The following is a 15,737-nucleotide window of genomic DNA, read 5'->3' on the forward strand; positions in this document are numbered from 1 at the left end:
CACGCCAACCGCAAAGACAACATCTGGCAGCGGCGGAGCCGTTCCCTGTTGGCCTGCGCTTTGTATCTCTGCGGAAATGACCCGATGCCCCCAGTGGTTTACCATCCAGTCCGTCGCCGACCATCAGGCTTGGAATTTTTCCGTTACGCAATTCAGGATAGCATTCCAACCATAAGGGCGCAGCGTTCCCCATTCATTTCCTCATTTCAGGGATATGTGTGCCGCGTTCTTGCATTGGCGCGGCGCGCAGCGATCTTGGCGCCTTCTATCCACCCGAGGTAATAGGCGACATCGACATAAAGCGACGGCGTGTTCCGCAGGCCGCAGCCTTTCCCGCCGGACACCAACCCGACAAGCGTGTTGGTGTCCCGGTCAACCAGCGGCCCGCCGCTGTCTCCCCGGCAGGAATCGGTGCCCACCCTTGTCCCGGCGCACAATTGTCCGGGGTAAACCCTGATCTTGTTGCGGCGAAAGACGGGATTGTTGCTGCACTCGGTGTCATCGAACAATCTGAGCATGCCGCCGCGCAAGGTTTCGGCTGCCCGGTCCTGAAACTCTCCATCTTGAGCGATTGGATCGCCGGCGTCGATTGTCGGTCGAATAAAGCCCCAACCGCTCACCAGAAGGCCAGCCCTTGGAGGAGCAAATTCCGCTGTCAGAGGCAGGTTCACCTGCCGCATTCCCGCAAAACTCGGCACTCGCTTCAGCTCAATCAGCGCAATGTCATTCCTTAAAGTGCGGCTGTCAAAACCAGCATGCGTGATGACCGAACGGATCTCCACCAGATTGTGCAGACCATCAATCCGCTGGCTTCCCAGTCGGATGCGGCGACCGTCGAAAAACCTCTGGTCGGGAAGGGTGCTGACCACGCAATGGGCTGCGGTCAGAACCCAGCGGTTGCCGATATAGACCGCACCGCAAGTGTGATTGATTTCCCAATCCATAAGCGCGCGGCCAAACTGACGGACCTGATTGGCGCGCTCTTCGGCAGTGTGATACGCTCTCGTGCTGGGGCCAAACAGCGAAAGTTGCGCCTGATATTGGGCCTCGCCCGACTCCAATTCATAACCACGGGTGACATACTCGGTCGAAGGGAAAAAAGCCGCACGAAGCTCCATTATGGGTTCACTACACAGCTGCCAATCACCGGGCGTATAGGCGACACATTTGTCCGAATCTTCGAGAAATTCGTTGCGGACATTGGCAATGTCTTCTTGGCCGAGCACATTCAGCAGCACCTCCCAATCCGAATATTTGCGTTGCCGCAGAACATCGGTGGCATAGGTGAATTGTTCGGGTTCAAAACTGTCGAACAAGGCCAGAAATTGATTGGCTGGCTCGGTCTCTGCGCGCGCCAGCAACAGCCCGAGAGTTCCGCGCTGGCCTTCCTCTATGCGCTCCGCAATCCGGGCAAAAACCGCCACGCCTTCAGGCGTAAGCTTCTGATAGAAAGCATCAAATTCTGGGTCTTCGTCGGCGTAGAGCTCTTCTGCGACCGCCGCATACACCTCATCGGCAGGCACGGTCCCGGCGATGGTCGCATTGGCTGGATTGGCTGCAAACACAGAAAACAGCACCAGCCAGCACAGCAGCAGCACCCTGCCCCGGCTGCGCTGACGGGCGCGTTCATTTTTCATCAGATGCGGCACCTTTTCCAAAGCGGGCAAGGGCGGGCATGGGGCCAATCAGCCTATTTTATTGATCGACGGGATTTCCGTTCTGGTCCAGTTTGCCGGGCTTGCTATCGTCATCTGTGTTATCATCTGCGTCGTCTTCGATCTCGATGGTTTCCGGCTCAGCCGTATCGCCCGCTTCCTCAGCCGCAGGCGTGCAAGCGGCAAGGCCAAAAGCGGCCCCAAGAACTACACTGGTCAGGATAAACTTCTTCATCATTTCCCCCATTCAAACACATTACGCGAACCCGAGACGCTGTTGTAATGACTGAAATTGCGGAGTTTGTCGAACGGGATCTAGATTCTGGTCTGTATGCGACAAGACCAGACCAGCATCCCCCACTTCATAAGCGCGTTCGAGTGTCGCCAGCGCCTCTGCACTTTGCCCCCATTGCGCCAGCACTTGCGCCTGTTGATACAGACTGTTGTCGCCAAATTGATCAACCATCCGGTCAAATTCGCGTTGCGCCGCGGTGCGATCGCCCGCTTGTTCTTCCAGCATTGCCAGGCTTGGCAATTTCGAAAGCAGGCTGGTTTCCTGCACGTAGAATGATCGCGCCTCTTCAATTCGCCCCGCAAATCTTGCGATGTCGCCGAGGATGCGATTGACGACGCTTGTTTCCCTGTTCAGCGAAAGCGCCCGCCGTGCCGCTTCGGCGGCTCTGGCATAATCCCGCGCAGCCAGTTCGAGCACGGCCGCTGCGCGGAACACCGGCGCGTTGAGCGGATCGAGCCGTTCGGCCCGCTCGATTGCATCGCGCCCCTTGGCGAACGCGCCGATGTAGGAGGCAAACAAAGTGTATCCCATGAGGATCCTTGCATTGCCAAAACCCAGCTCAAAGCTTCGTTCATAAGGTCGCCGCGCCGCCGCCATATCGAGCCGCCCGTTGGCCAGAATCGATCCGAGCGCGTCGTGCCCATCGGCAAGATCAGGGGCAATCTCGATGGCGCGCTGCGCTGCATCCAGAGCATTGCTGTAGTAAGTCTTTGTCTCGTCGCCGGCGGCGTGGCGGTTGCCAATCGCCGTTAGCACCCGCGACCGCCCGGCATGTGCGGCGCCGAATTCGGGATCGAGTTCAACGGCCCGATCAAGCGCGGCAAGCGCTTCTCTATCGGACTTTTCCAGCGCGCCTGAACGCCCGTAAAGATCAATCCCGCGCAGATAGGCGTCCAGCGCATCGGCGTTCTTTGTCCCACCAATGCGGCTGGTCCCCAGTGCGCCCGCGCCCGAAATATTGGCGATCAGCGAATCCACGACGCGGGTGGCGATTTCAGTCTGAACGGCGAGTACATCGTCCAATTCGCGGTCGAATTGTTCGGTCCACACTTCGAGATCGTTCGCCCCGTCGATCAGCCGCACCGCGACCCTCAGCCGGGTGCCCGCTCTTCGCACGCTGCCTTCCAGAACATTGACCACAGCTAACGCTTTGGCGATCGCGCTGGCGGTCTGTTCGCCTGCGCTGAATTTGTCGGTGGAGGTTTGCGCCGCGACGGTAAGCTGCGGATTGAGGCTCAAGATGCTGCGCAATTCCTCTGACAGTCCGGCGGAAAAATATTCCTGTTCCGGGTCATTGCTGAGGTTTTCAAAAGTCAGGACAGCGATGCTGTTGGGCCGGCTTTGCCCGGCAAACATCCCTGATTGCCAGATCGCGAAGCCGCCACCCGCCGCCAATAGGCCAATTCCGCCGCCCACCATGAGGTTTCGCCGGTTCAGCGCCCCGGTCGGCACCATGGTCGGCGTATCCTGCAACACCTTCGGCGCCTGCGCACTCACCGCGCCGCCAAATTGTTCGAGCGCTTCAAGAACGCGGGGAAAACCAGGGCGCAGCGCCGCATTGCCTGCGCCCGACAAATCGACATATTGAATCTGGCGAAATCCCAGCGGCGGCTCCGTGCCGTCAAGCGAAACCGACAGCAGTCGCCTGCAATCCCTGCCCCGGGTTGCCTCATCGCGCACCCAGTCCGAATTGACCGATGTCTGGGTCCACATCACCAGCACCACATCACAGGATTCAAGCGCGTTTTCAGTAACCTGCAGGAACCGGTCGCCGCCTTTGAGCAAACCGTCCCACCAGACAGAATAACCCGCCTGTTCCAGCGCAGGGATTATCGGCAGGACCTGTTCGCGGTCAGTCCGCGAATAACTCAAGAATATTGAGCGCGTGCCATCGCCGACGGGACTGATTTCGCTCAATTTCCCCCCCTTTGCAAATGCAGACAACAGCTCTTCGTATAGCATTGTTGCAAGCTTGGGAATTGGGCGCAGTTTTGCGGGTGAAGGCGCAGCCATTGCCGATGCTGAACCCGTGTTATGCCGCCAGTGGGCAGAGGCGCAAATCGCGCTATTCTGTGCGAATGATCGGAAAGGGTTGTTGGCGGAGCGGGTGGGATTCGAACCCACGAAAGAGTTGCCCCTTTACACACTTTCCAGGCGTGCGCCTTCGACCACTCGGCCACCGCTCCGCATGCCGTTGCTGGCAAGAGGGCGCGGATAGACGGACCTTTGCTCTTTCGCAAGCGCGTTGGTGGTGGCACATGTGGCTGCATGAAAAACATCGCCATTTCAGCCGCCGCGCTGGCGCTCGCCTTGCCCTTGTCCGCGCAGGTCGTTCCAAGCCCGAACGAAATTGTAAACGCTGCCGTGCCTGAGGAATGGGTGGCGATCCCGGCAGAGGATTTGCTGGTGATGACGCTGGCGCCGGATGCGGACGGCAATGCGCGGCAGGTGGTGATCCAGTTGATGCCCGCACCGTTCTCGCAAGGGTGGGTGCACAACATCCGCCTGTTCGCGCGCTCGGGCTGGTATGACGGGATTACGGTCAACCGGGTGCAGGACAATTACGTCGTCCAGTGGGGCGATCCGAACTACGACAACCCGGAAACGGGCGGTGAGGCAAAGCCCTTGCCCGAGGGGCTGCGTGTGATGGGGGAGGAGGATTACAGCACGCCGACCAGCATCATCTCCATCCATGAACGCCCGGCAGAATCGATCTCAAATAGCCACAGGTCGAGAGGGGACGCCTACGCCGAGTTCACAGGTTTTGTGCGCGGCTGGCCCGTCGCCCGGGACCATCAGCGCGACTGGCCCACCCACTGCTACGGCATGGTCGGCGTGGGGCGGAACTATTCGCCGGACACCGGCTCGGGCGCGGAGCTTTATACTGTCATCGGACATGCGCCGCGCCATCTTGATCGCAATATCGCCCTCGTAGGACGGGTCATCGCGGGGATGGAGCACCTCTCTTCGCTGCCGCGCGGGTCGGGCGCGCTGGGGTTCTACACCGCCGAGGAAGCCGCCAAGCGCACTCCGATCCTATCCGTCCGCGTCGCCGCTGACCTGCCCGAAGGCGAGCGCCCGCTGTTCGAGTACCTTTCCACCGAAAGCGACACCTTCGCCGCCTACGCCGAGGCGCGCGCCAATCGCCGCGATCCATTCTTTATCGCTCCCGCAGGCGGCGCGGATATCTGCAACATTCCGGTGCCGGTCAGGCCGTTTGAATATGCGGAATGATACGCATCCGCCAATGCGAGGTGGCCCCAACTTGTTTCGGGGCGACGCGGCAATCCAGAGCGCCGCGCGAGGCCGCATTGGATTGCTTCGCAACGCTCGCGATGACGAATGAATGACACCGTCTCCGCCGCCCTCCCCCTCACGAGCTGGCAGGGGGAGAAGGCAACCTACCACCTCGTCATCTTCACCGGCCCAGAGGCCGAGGCGCTGGCTGGCCATGCCTTAATGCAGCGGCTTGAATTTGGACGGCGCGCGGGCTTCGGGTCGATCAAGGTCACCGCGCGGATCGGGGCGACCGCGTGGAAAACCTCGGTCTTCCCGCAGAAACATCAATCCCAATGGGTGCTGCTGATCGGCAAAAAGGTCATGCGCGCCGAAGGCCTCGCCCCCGGCGACACCATCGAAGTCGCGGTGACGCCAGTCTGATTATGCGCGCAGACGCTGCATGATCTCGATCCGGTTGCCAAACGGGTCTGCGGTGAAAAAGCGCGCATAGCCCGCCACCGGCTTGTCCTGAACGATCGGATAGCCTGCCTCCGCCAGCGCCTGCTCCAATGCCGCAATATCATCGACCAGAAACGCCGGATGGGCTTTGGTTGCTGGGCGAAAATCGGGATCGACGCCGATATGCAGGCGCAGCGACCCGCTTTCAAACCAGCATCCGGTGGGCGACAGATTGGCCGGCTTGGCGACCTCGCGCATCCCCAGAATGCCGGTGTAGAATCCGCGCGCGGCGTCTTCTGCGCCTGTGGGAATGGCGATCTGAAGATGGTCGAGGCCGGTCACTGCCATCAGATCCGCTCCGGTCAAATACGCTCGGCCTGGGCCACAGCGTCGCTGGCGCGCAGCGCGGAAAGGATGCGGGTAAGATGCGCCAGATCCTGCACCTCTGCGTCGATATTATAGGTGGTAAAGGGGTAATCGAGCTGGGTCTGGATCAGGCTGGTCACGTTGATCTTGTTCTGCGCAAAAATGCCCGCCATTTCCGCCAAAGTGCCAGGCCGGTCGTAAATCGTCACCGTCAGCCGCCCGACCGCGCCGTGCGAACGGTTGCCCCAGTTCAGATCGATCCAGTCATTGTCCACGCCATTGGCCAATTCCAGACAATCGATGGCGTGCACCGCCACGCGCGCGCCTTTACGCCGCAACCCGACGATACGGTCACCCGGCACCGGATGGCAGCATTCCGCCAATTCGAACGCGACCCCCGGCGTCAGCCCCCGGATCGAAATCTGGCGTTCGTGGCGCGACCAATCCTCGTCTTCCTCGAATTCCGAAGTGCAGCCCGGCACCAGCGCTTCCATCACTTCGCGGTCGGTCAGCTTCGCCGCGCCGATCGCGAACATCAGGTCTTCGGGTTCGTCCATGCCCAGCCGTTCAATCGCCGCTCGGATCGCCTTTTTGCCGATCCGGGCGGGCACGCGGCTGGCGATTTCGTCGAACAGTTTCGACCCGATCTCTGCGACTTCGCTGCGTTCTTTCAGCCGCACCGCGCGGCGGATGCCCGCCCGCGCCTTGCCCGTCACGACAAAGCCGAGCCATGACATTTGCGGTTCTGCGCCCGCCCCTTTGATAATCTCCACCACGTCGCCATTGTTAAGCTGCGTGCGCAGCGGCATGTGCCGCCCGTTGATCTTGCCCCCGACACAGGCCAGCCCCAGATCGGTGTGAACGGCAAAGGCAAAATCGACCGCGGTTGATCCCTTGGGCAGTTGGAACAGTGCGCCCTTTGGGGTGAAGGCAAAGATGCGGTCCTGATACACCGCCAGCCTTGTGTGTTCGAGCAATTCCTCGGCATCGTGGCTGGCATCGACAATCTCGATCAGATCGCGCAGCCAGCCGACCTGGCCATCGGCCTTGTCATGCTGTTTATAGGCCCAATGCGCGGCCAGCCCGAATTCGTTGAGGCTGTGCATTTCGCGGGTGCGGATCTGCACCTCCACCCGCATCGAATTTTCATACATCAGCGATGTGTGCAAACTGCGATAGCCATTGGTCTTGGGGGTGGAGATGTAATCCTTGAACTTGCCGGGCAGGAATTGCCAAGTGGTGTGCAAGATCCCCAGCGCGGCGTAACTATCCGCCTCGCTCTGGGTGATGACGCGAAACGCCATGATATCGGTCACCTGTTCAAAGCTGACATGGCGTTCCGACATCTTTTGCCAAATCGAATAGGGGTGCTTCTCGCGCCCGGTGACTTCGACTTTCAGACCCGCTTCGGCCAGCGCCTGTTTGATCTTGAGCGCAATCGCATCAACCTGTCCGCCATCGGTGCTGCGCAATTGTTCAAGCCGCCCGGTGATCGTGGCATAGGCTTCGGGTTCAAGCTCGCTAAAGGCCAACGCCTGCATTTCGCGCATATATTCATACATGCCCACGCGCTCTGCCAGCGGGGCGTAGATATCCATCGTCTCGCGCGCGATCCGCTGACGCTTCTCGGGCGATTTGATAAAATGCAGCGTGCGCATATTGTGCAGCCGGTCCGCCAGCTTGACCAGCAGAACGCGAATGTCTTCGGACATGGCAAGCAGGAATTTGCGCAGATTTTCGGCCGCGCGTTCATTCTCTGGCATGGCCTCGATCTTGGACAGCTTGGTCACCCCATCGACCAGCCGCGCGACCTCGGGGCCGAACAGCGCCTCGATATCCTCGATCGTGGCGAGCGTATCCTCGACCGTGTCGTGCAGCAATGCGGTGATGATCGTATGCTGATCCAGTTGCAGGTCGGTCATCAATCCGGCGACTTCGATCGGATGGCTGAAATAGGGATCGCCGCTGGCGCGCTTCTGGCTCCCATGTTTCTGCACCGTATAGACATAGGCGCGGTTCAGCAGCGCCTCATCGGCGTCAGGGTCATAGGCCTTGACCCGTTCAACTAGTTCATATTGGCGCAGCATTGGCATGAATATGGGCGCGGCGATGATGGGGGGCAAGCGCGATTGTTACAGTAGCGAAACGAGTTGCTTGGCTTTGCGGCAGAGCTTCGTTATAACGACCGTATGAACAAACCCACCACCCACGCTCGCAACCTGAAAATCACCAAAATCGGGAATTCCGCCGGGATTATCCTGCCCAAGGAATTGTTGGCTCGTCTGCGGGTCGAAATCGGTGATGATGTCTATATTTCCGAAGCTGCGGATGGACTGCGCGTGACCGCGTCCGATCCCGATTTCGCGGCGCTGATGGATATGGCCGAGGGAATCATGCGCAAAGACCGCGACGTCCTTAAAGTTTTGGCGAAGTAGGCCGCAGTGCGATGAACGCGGACCGAAACGAGCCAGTCTGGCTCGACAGCAAGATTGCGCACGCCATTCATGACCGGCAGCTTGCCGAACATGGCGGCGGAGTTGGGCTGCGCGATGGGGGTGCGCTGGAATCGGCGCTGACGCGTGCCGTAAATCAATGGGCCTATGGCGAGGACGATTTGTCGCAGCTCGCCGCTGGCTATGCCTTTGGGGTGGCCCGCAACCATCCGTTTGCCGACGGCAACAAACGGACCGCTTGGATTCTCGCTCGCCTGTTCCTGTTGGCCAATGGGATGGAGCTTGAATTCGACAAAGTCGAAGCAATCAATATCGTGCTCGCCCTCGCCGCAGGCGAACTCAGCGAATATGAACTCGCCGATTGGTTCCGTCAGCGGGTGGTGACCGCGACCTGAGTCCGCGCTACGCTCTGGTCGCGCGTTAACTCCAGGTTGCTCTGGGCGGCAGGCTCATCAGGATGGCTTCGATATTGCCGCCGGTTTTCAGGCCAAAGATCGTGCCCCGGTCATAGACCAGATTGAATTCGGCATAGCGGCCCCGGTATTCGAGCAAAGTCGCCTCATCCTCGGCAGAAAAGGCAGCGCCCATGCGTTTGCGCACCAACCGCGGATAGATGTCGAGAAACGCCTTACCGACATCCTGCGTAAAGGCGAAATTGCGATCAAAGCTGGCATCGTCACTGCATTCCAGATGATCGTAGAATATCCCGCCCACGCCCCGGTGCACTTCGCGGTGAGGGATGTAGAAATATTCGTCGGCCCATTTCTTGTAACGATCATAATAGGTCGGGTTGTGCCCCATACAGGCGGCGCGCATCACCGCGTGAAATTCGTCCGTATCCTCGGCATAGGGGATCGGCGGATTTAGGTCAGCTCCGCCGCCGAACCACGCCTTGCCAGTGGTCAGGAACCTTGTGTTCATGTGCACTGCGGGCACATGCGGATTGGTCATATGCGCAACCAGGCTGATACCGGTCGCGGTAAAGCCGGGGTTGTCTGGGTCCGCGCCGTTGACGCTGGCGGCGAACTCCTTGGGAAAATTACCGCGCACGGTCGATACATTGACGCCGACCTTTTCAAACACTTTGCCCTTCATCAGGCCCTGAGTGCCGCCGCCGGGATCGTCATTGCCTTCTTCGGAGCGCTGCCAAGGGGTGTATTCAAACGTCGCATCCGAACCGGCGTCGCGCTCGATGCTTTCAAATGCCGCGCAGATCGAATCGCGCAAACCTTCAAACCATGCCTTTGCCCGGTCTGTGTGGGCCGCCCATTCATTCATCAAAATTCCCCGTCGTTAGTGCCATAAGCATGAACCATAGGGCAGCGGTGTCAACGGGATTTGACGCGCATCAAACTGCACTGCGAAACGCTTGCCAAATGGCAGCTGGCGCGCCACAGAGCGGGTATGGTTCCTGTTTCGTTCGCGCCATTTGGCTTTACCGGCGAAGAGTTCGTGCTGCTTAAGAGCAACGCGCTTTATTGGCCGCAAGAGCGCGCGCTGCTGGTGGCGGACCTGCATCTGGAAAAGGGCAGCTGGTATGCGGCGCATGGCCAGATGTTGCCCCCCTATGACAGCCGCGAAACGCTGGAAAGGATTGCCGACGCGGTAAAGGCGACCGGCGCGCGCCGGGTCATCACGCTGGGCGACAATTTCCACGATGACGCGGGCGCCTCGCGGCTTGATCCCTATGCCGCCGGGATGCTGGAGGCGCTGACCCGCGCACTCGACTGGGTGTGGATCACCGGCAATCATGACGAACAGATGCAGCGCAAATTCGGCGCGGAGCTGGTCGCAGAACTCGAAGTGAACGGCATCATCCTGCGTCACGAAGCCAAGCGGGGGGAGACGCGCGCCGAACTGTCTGGCCATTTCCACCCCAAGATGCGCGTCGCCGTGCGCGGCCGTCATATCGCCCGGCCCTGCGCCGTTATCAGCCGCCGCGACGGGGCGGACGCTATGGCAACAGAACGCATGATCCTGCCCGCATTTGGTGCCTATACCGGCGGCATGGACGCAGGTTCGCCAGCGATATTGCGCGCGCTGCAACCTGCCAGCACGATCGACGCGGTGCTCCCGGCAAAGGGCAAACTGGTGCGCTTTCCGCTCTATCGCAGCGCGGCATAAGACTCATCTGGTTTTTCCGCGCCGAAGCGCTTACATAGCGCCGTTCCAAAGACTCAGGCTGTAACAGGAGAACACACATAGCCCGTCCACCTCGGCGTACGATGGCCCCGCCAACTAAAAGCGGCCCTCGTTTCGATACTTTCATCCAGGTTCCCAAAGTCCGCGTTATTGATGACGAAGGCGAGAACCTTGGCGTAATGTTCACCCGCGAAGCTATGGAGCAGGCCAATGAAAAAGGTCTGAACCTGGTCGAAGTGTCCCCCAATGCGGACCCGCCGGTGTGCAAATTCCTCGATGTCGGCAAATATCGCTTCGAAGCGCAGAAAAAAGCCAATCTGGCGCGCAAGACGCAAAAGACTCAGGATATCAAAGAGGTCAAGATGCGTCCCAATATCGACACGCATGATTATGACGTGAAGATGCGCAACGTGACCAAATTCATCGGCAACGGTGACAAGGTGAAGATCACCCTGCGGTTTCGCGGACGCGAAATGGCGCATCAGCACCTCGGCATGGACCTGCTGAAACGGGTGCAGGATGACGTGGTCGAAGTAGCCAAAGTCGAAGCGTTTCCCCGTCTCGAAGGGCGGCAGATGCTGATGGTGCTCGCGCCGAAATAGCGCCCTTAATCTGGCGAACACATCAAGACGCAAAGGGGCGGAAGCGCGGATCGCTTTCGCCCCTTTGCTCTGGTTTCTGGATGCAAATGCATTTGGTCCTCGACGAAACGCTGGTGTATTCGACAAATGCCACACCGCAGCCGATTGGCGGGAACAAATCTGCGCCAAACTGTTCTATAGACTGGATTATGAGGCGCCGGACCGGTCCTTGCCCGCCACCCGCCGGGTATTCCCCCGCTGGATCGGTCCCGCCTCATACCCGAAATGACCTGCCCCGCAGTGGGGTGCCCCGCCTACGCCCATTATCTGGGTCCGCGCTTCGCACAATGGAGTGATACAGATGCCCCGCATTCAGTTCCTGATCTCGGCAACCCTCGGCGCGGCCTCGGCGCTGGCGCTGGGCGCGGCCCCTGCTTTGGCGCAGGACAATTCGGCAGAGTCGCAATTCGCAACTTTCGCGCCCACCAACAATCCGAACAATGACGGGATCGATTATTCGATCTGGGACGAAGCGATGAAAAACCTCGTCGTGTCGATGGGACCATCGCTGCGCGAAACCGCCGGGCGGCCTGACCCCAGCTTTGGCACCCGCCGCCAATATGGCCACGTCTCGCGCTATCGGCTCGAAGGCACGCGGTTGATGTTCAGCTTCCTCGACAGCGACGTGATCGCCAGCTTCACCGAATATCGTCAGGATCTGGAACGCACGGCCGATATCGTCGATATTCAGGCGCTCAGCCGCAACGAACAACTCGCGTACTGGATCAACCTCCACAATGTCGCGCTGATCGAACAGATCGCCAACGCCTGGCCCGTGCGCCAACCGCGCGAGATCATGGTCGGCGGGGTTCCGCTGGACGATGCGCGCTTTATCACTGTTGAAGGCATTGCGCTGTCCCCGCGCGACATCCGCGAAAAGATCGTGTTTGCACATTGGAACGATCCCAAGGTTATTTACGGTTTCTGGCGCGGCGAAATCGGCGGCCCGTCGATCCAGCGTGAGGCTTTCAACGCTGATAACGTCGCCCGCCTGCTCGACCGCGGCGCGCGCGATTTCGTCAACTCATTGCGGGGCACTCAGAAAAACGGCGACACGCTTGAAGTGTCCGAATTGTTCGCCGAGGCCGCGCCGTATTTCTTCGGCAATTTCGACGCCGACCTGCGCGCCCATCTTGCCCAATATGCCGATGAGGACACCGCTGCGCTGCTTTCGGCCACCACCGACATAAGAGCCAGCGTCAACGAACACGATATTGCTGATCTCGCCGGCGGCGTGCGCGAGCCAACCTATCAGAATATTCAGAACGCTGACGGCAATCAGCAAAGCTTTCGCATCCCGCAAAGCATGGCTGCCCTGCTCGCTCAGCGCGAACAGAAATTCCAGCGCATCATCCGCGAAGGGCGCACCGGCACGGTGACATTCAGCAACATTCGTCTGCCCGGCGATCTGGACGAAACCGAAGTCGAATAGCACCCTACCCTGCTCAACACGCAAAATCAGGCCGATGAGATTGCCTTGCCGCCGCAGGGCTTTCGCTGATACCCCCTCACCCACCGAATAATCGGTCAAACGGGGTGAGGACACAGCCGCCATGAACGCGCGCCAAATCGGCCTGATGCTTGGCCCGCTGGTCTTTGCGCTGAGCGCATTGACGCCGCCGCCTGGCGGGCTGGAACCGCAGGGCTGGCTGGTCGCGGGACTGGTCATCTGGATGGCCGCCTGGTGGATGACCGAAGCGGTGCCCCTGACGGTCACGGCGCTGCTGCCGTTTATCGTGCTGCCGCTGGGCGGGATCATGAGCGCGGGCGACACCGCCAGCGCCTATTACGCGCCGATTCTGTTCCTGCTGCTTGGCGGAGCGTTCATCGCGCTCGCCATCGAGCGCACCGGATTGCACCGACGGCTTAGCGCGGGGATCTTGCGGGCTATCGGCACAGGCGGCGGGCAAACACGGCTGCTGCTCGCCTTCATGCTGTCGGCGGCGATCCTGTCGATGCTGATCTCCAACACCTCAACCACGCTGATCATGATGCCCATGGCGCTGGCGGTGCTCGCGGGCGGGGGATTGGCGCATCGAGAGAACGATCAGGATCAGGACGGCCAAACTCAAGAAGGGCAAGCACAGGAAGGGCTTTACGGCGCATTGCCGATGGGGATTGCCTTTGCCGCGACGATTGGCGGTTTGGGCACAATCGTCGGGTCGCCCACCAATGGGATCGCGGTGCAATTGCTGAACGATATGATCGGGCTGGAAATCAGCTTTGCCTTGTGGATGCTCTACGGCCTGCCGGTGGTGCTGATCGGGGTTCCGCTCGCGGCCTTTGTCATCGCGCGGGTTCAACAGGTGGCGGCGCATCCGTTCGATGTCGCCGCTGCGCGCACCGCGATCGACAATCCCGCGCCCTGGACGAGCGCGGAAAGGCGGCTGGTGCCGATCATTGCGCTCGCCTTTCTGGCCTGGATGACCCGCCTGTGGGTCGCGCCGCTCTTGCCCCCGGACAGCTGGACTGATGGCACGATTGCAGTGATCGCGGCGCTGGCCTTGTTCCTGATCCCCGACGGCACCGGAACCGAGGGAAATCGGCGGCCGCTGCTCAAATGGAACGAGGCAGACCGTGCGCCCTGGGGCGTGATCCTGATGTTTGGCGGCGGGCTGGCGCTGGCCGCAGGAATGCAGGCCTCAGGCCTCGCTGACTGGTTGGGGCAGGCGCTGCTGCCGCTTGATGCGGTGCCGCTGTTGGTGATGGCGCTGGCGATTGCGGCGATGGTGGTGGTGATCACCGAATTTGCGAGCAATGTCGCCACCGCCAGCGCGATCATCCCGATTGTCGCCAGTCTTGCCGCGGCGCTGGGACTGGGCGAGGACGCGATTCTGATCGCCATGCCCGCTGCGCTCGCGGCAAGCTGGGGCTTTATCCTGCCCGCCGGGACCGGCCCCAACGCGATTGCATGGTCCACCGGGCGACTGCGGATAGAACGGCTGGTGCGCGCCGGGATCGTGCTCGACATCATCGGTATCGCGCTGATGGTGGGAGTGGTTTGGTGCGCTTCTACGATATTCTGAGCTAAAACACGTATGTTTGTTGAGAGTTTCTCAACCTTCTGGTTACAAACTATCATTCATGATTAATGCTGCCGAAGCCGTTCGTTCGGACCTTGATGGCGAAGATTTCGCGCTCGCACCTGCGGTCGGCGGGTTTGAGCGTGTGGATGACCAGTCGGTTGATCGCATCCTGAAAGCCGTGCGGCAACATCTGGGCACCGAAATCGCTTTCGTCTCTCGCTATGTCGAGAATTTCGAGAAAGAGCTAACGCATATCGATGCCGACATCGAATTGCCAATGGGGCCGGGTTACCGCGATTCACGCAATGACAGCTATTGCTGGCACATTGCCGAGGGACGCTTGCCGCAACTGATTCAAGACCCGGCGGACTTTCCCTTCACACAGTCGCTGGCGATCACCGACATGTTGCCCGTGGGGTGCCACCTCAATGTGCCGCTGCGCCTTTCCGATGGCAGCTTGTATGGCAGCTTCTGCTGTCTCAGCCGCAAACCCGACCGCAGCATGACCGAGCGGGATCTGGGCGTGCTCAAGGCCTTTGCCGCATTGGCAGCCGAGCAGATCGAGCGCTCGGTTGAAAGCTCTGCCCAATCGCGGAACCAGAAATCGGCGATCCAGAAAGTGCTGGACACTGGCCATGTGACGATCCTGCATCAGCCAATTGTTGCGCTTAAAAATGGCCATCCGGTCGGTGTCGAATGCCTTGCCCGCTTTCCAGATGCGGCAGAACGCGGGCCGGACAGATGGTTTGCCGAGGCGGCCGGATTGGGCCTCGGCCCCGACCTCGAATTATTGGCCATCCAGTCCGGACTGGCGACGATCAACCACCTTCCCGCCGACGCCTATCTGTCGGTCAATGCCTCACCCGAAACGATCATGTCTGGCTTGCTCGACAAGGTGGTATACAAATATTCGAGCCGAAAGCTCGCTATCGAAGTCACTGAACACGAAAAAGTTGATGATTTCGGCAAGCTGAAAGAATGCCTCGCGCGGCTTTCCCCCTTTGCCCGGATCGCAATTGACGATGTCGGCGCAGGCTATTCGGGACTGCGCCACCTGGTTGAATTGAAGCCGAGCCTGCTCAAACTCGATATGTCACTGACCCGCGACATTCATACGGATCTGGCGCGTCAGGCGCTGGCCACGGCAATGGTCCATTTCGCCCGCGAGATCGGCGCCAAGCTGGTGGCCGAAGGGATAGAGCGCGAGGAGGAGCGTGTCGTACTGGCTGAGCTTGGCGTTGATTACGGTCAGGGCTTTTTCTTCGCCCGGCCCATGCCGGTCGTGGCCAGCGCGCAGTATATGCTTGGCTCGCGGATTATCTGAACAATGCTCTGAACCGGTTGCACATGCAACCATCTCGCGGTAATCATCGCCCATCCCGCAGCCGGTGGGGAGAGGCGTTTCTGCGGAGGTTAGAAACGGGTGCCCGGCCGGCTCCTCAATTGGCTCCTGCCTTCCTGGGAGCACGCATGAGGAAGGA

At 60.1% G+C, this 15,737-nt stretch carries 15 protein-coding genes and 1 tRNA gene; 9 read left to right on the top strand and 7 right to left on the bottom strand.

Annotated features, from left to right (window positions below):
* Positions 1-206: 206 nt before the first annotated feature.
* From ACM64M_RS13170 to ACM64M_RS13185, 4 genes are all read right to left on the bottom strand, one after another.
* The gene (locus ACM64M_RS13170) at positions 207-1,637 is read right to left on the bottom strand and encodes a serine protease (protein WP_416229168.1); all 1,431 of its coding nucleotides are present in this window, start codon (positions 1,635-1,637) and stop codon (positions 207-209) included.
* A 58-nt stretch (positions 1,638-1,695) separates the two neighbouring features.
* Positions 1,696-1,893: a hypothetical protein gene (locus tag ACM64M_RS13175; protein ID WP_416229169.1), complete on the bottom strand. Its 198-nt coding sequence runs from the start codon at positions 1,891-1,893 to the stop codon at positions 1,696-1,698.
* A gap of 18 nt (positions 1,894-1,911) precedes the next feature.
* Positions 1,912-3,867, bottom strand: a complete 1,956-nt coding sequence (locus ACM64M_RS13180; protein ID WP_416229170.1) for a TIR domain-containing protein — start codon at positions 3,865-3,867, stop codon at positions 1,912-1,914.
* 179 nt (positions 3,868-4,046) lie between these two features.
* Positions 4,047-4,136: transfer RNA gene (locus ACM64M_RS13185), tRNA-Ser, on the bottom strand.
* Positions 4,137-4,218: 82 nt separating this feature from the next.
* On the opposite strand from ACM64M_RS13185, the gene ACM64M_RS13190 reads away from it, so the two are divergent.
* Positions 4,219-5,184, top strand: coding sequence for a peptidylprolyl isomerase (locus ACM64M_RS13190; protein WP_416229171.1), 966 nt, complete (start codon positions 4,219-4,221; stop codon positions 5,182-5,184).
* Positions 5,185-5,292: 108 nt separating this feature from the next.
* Positions 5,293-5,610 (top strand): DUF1905 domain-containing protein, encoded by a 318-nt coding sequence (locus ACM64M_RS13195; protein WP_416229172.1) that lies wholly within the window; start codon positions 5,293-5,295, stop codon positions 5,608-5,610.
* Here the strand turns inward: ACM64M_RS13195 and ACM64M_RS13200 are convergent, their stop codons facing one another.
* Positions 5,611-5,976: a VOC family protein gene (locus ACM64M_RS13200; protein WP_416229173.1), complete on the bottom strand. Its 366-nt coding sequence runs from the start codon at positions 5,974-5,976 to the stop codon at positions 5,611-5,613.
* A gap of 14 nt (positions 5,977-5,990) precedes the next feature.
* Positions 5,991-8,081: a RelA/SpoT family protein gene (locus ACM64M_RS13205; protein WP_416229174.1), complete on the bottom strand. Its 2,091-nt coding sequence runs from the start codon at positions 8,079-8,081 to the stop codon at positions 5,991-5,993.
* Positions 8,082-8,183: 102 nt separating this feature from the next.
* Here ACM64M_RS13205 and ACM64M_RS13210 point away from each other — a divergent pair, with 102 nt between their 5' ends.
* Entirely contained in the window at positions 8,184-8,429 is a 246-nt protein-coding gene (locus tag ACM64M_RS13210) for an AbrB/MazE/SpoVT family DNA-binding domain-containing protein (RefSeq protein WP_416229175.1), read from the top strand.
* An 11-nt stretch (positions 8,430-8,440) separates the two neighbouring features.
* Complete coding sequence (locus ACM64M_RS13215) at positions 8,441-8,842, top strand: type II toxin-antitoxin system death-on-curing family toxin (RefSeq protein ID WP_416229176.1); 402 nt, start codon at positions 8,441-8,443, stop codon at positions 8,840-8,842.
* A gap of 25 nt (positions 8,843-8,867) precedes the next feature.
* Here the strand turns inward: ACM64M_RS13215 and hemF are convergent, their stop codons facing one another.
* On the bottom strand, positions 8,868-9,725 hold the full coding sequence (gene hemF, locus ACM64M_RS13220; protein ID WP_416229177.1) for an oxygen-dependent coproporphyrinogen oxidase: 858 nt from the start codon (positions 9,723-9,725) through the stop codon (positions 8,868-8,870).
* Between the two features lie 126 nt (positions 9,726-9,851).
* Here hemF and pdeM point away from each other — a divergent pair, with 126 nt between their 5' ends.
* From pdeM to ACM64M_RS13245, 5 genes are all read left to right on the top strand, one after another.
* Positions 9,852-10,571, top strand: a complete 720-nt coding sequence (gene pdeM / locus ACM64M_RS13225; RefSeq protein ID WP_416229178.1) for a ligase-associated DNA damage response endonuclease PdeM — start codon at positions 9,852-9,854, stop codon at positions 10,569-10,571.
* 101 nt (positions 10,572-10,672) lie between these two features.
* On the top strand, positions 10,673-11,191 hold the full coding sequence (gene infC, locus ACM64M_RS13230; protein WP_416229179.1) for a translation initiation factor IF-3: 519 nt from the start codon (positions 10,673-10,675) through the stop codon (positions 11,189-11,191).
* 340 nt (positions 11,192-11,531) lie between these two features.
* Positions 11,532-12,662: a DUF547 domain-containing protein gene (locus ACM64M_RS13235; RefSeq protein ID WP_416229180.1), complete on the top strand. Its 1,131-nt coding sequence runs from the start codon at positions 11,532-11,534 to the stop codon at positions 12,660-12,662.
* A gap of 121 nt (positions 12,663-12,783) precedes the next feature.
* Complete coding sequence (locus tag ACM64M_RS13240) at positions 12,784-14,256, top strand: SLC13 family permease (protein WP_416229181.1); 1,473 nt, start codon at positions 12,784-12,786, stop codon at positions 14,254-14,256.
* 58 nt (positions 14,257-14,314) lie between these two features.
* Positions 14,315-15,580: an EAL domain-containing protein gene (locus ACM64M_RS13245; RefSeq protein WP_416229182.1), complete on the top strand. Its 1,266-nt coding sequence runs from the start codon at positions 14,315-14,317 to the stop codon at positions 15,578-15,580.
* The last annotated feature ends 157 nt before the right edge of the window (positions 15,581-15,737 follow it).

The organism is Qipengyuania sp. ASV99 (assembly GCF_047872805.1).
Taxonomy (GTDB): Bacteria; Pseudomonadota; Alphaproteobacteria; order Sphingomonadales; family Sphingomonadaceae; genus Erythrobacter.

Coding starts and splice junctions, on each gene's coding strand:
- ACM64M_RS13170 (WP_416229168.1), bottom strand. CDS start 1,637: ATGAAAAATGAACGCGCCCGTCAGCGCAGCCGGGGCAGGGTGCTGCTG.
- ACM64M_RS13175 (WP_416229169.1), bottom strand. CDS start 1,893: ATGATGAAGAAGTTTATCCTGACCAGTGTAGTTCTTGGGGCCGCTTTT.
- ACM64M_RS13190 (WP_416229171.1), top strand. CDS start 4,219: ATGAAAAACATCGCCATTTCAGCCGCCGCGCTGGCGCTCGCCTTGCCC.
- ACM64M_RS13195 (WP_416229172.1), top strand. CDS start 5,293: ATGAATGACACCGTCTCCGCCGCCCTCCCCCTCACGAGCTGGCAGGGG.
- ACM64M_RS13200 (WP_416229173.1), bottom strand. CDS start 5,976: ATGGCAGTGACCGGCCTCGACCATCTTCAGATCGCCATTCCCACAGGC.
- ACM64M_RS13205 (WP_416229174.1), bottom strand. CDS start 8,081: ATGCTGCGCCAATATGAACTAGTTGAACGGGTCAAGGCCTATGACCCT.
- ACM64M_RS13210 (WP_416229175.1), top strand. CDS start 8,184: ATGAACAAACCCACCACCCACGCTCGCAACCTGAAAATCACCAAAATC.
- ACM64M_RS13215 (WP_416229176.1), top strand. CDS start 8,441: ATGAACGCGGACCGAAACGAGCCAGTCTGGCTCGACAGCAAGATTGCG.
- hemF (WP_416229177.1), bottom strand. CDS start 9,725: ATGAATGAATGGGCGGCCCACACAGACCGGGCAAAGGCATGGTTTGAA.
- pdeM (WP_416229178.1), top strand. CDS start 9,852: ATGGTTCCTGTTTCGTTCGCGCCATTTGGCTTTACCGGCGAAGAGTTC.
- infC (WP_416229179.1), top strand. CDS start 10,673: ATGGCCCCGCCAACTAAAAGCGGCCCTCGTTTCGATACTTTCATCCAG.
- ACM64M_RS13235 (WP_416229180.1), top strand. CDS start 11,532: ATGCCCCGCATTCAGTTCCTGATCTCGGCAACCCTCGGCGCGGCCTCG.
- ACM64M_RS13240 (WP_416229181.1), top strand. CDS start 12,784: ATGAACGCGCGCCAAATCGGCCTGATGCTTGGCCCGCTGGTCTTTGCG.
- ACM64M_RS13245 (WP_416229182.1), top strand. CDS start 14,315: ATGATTAATGCTGCCGAAGCCGTTCGTTCGGACCTTGATGGCGAAGAT.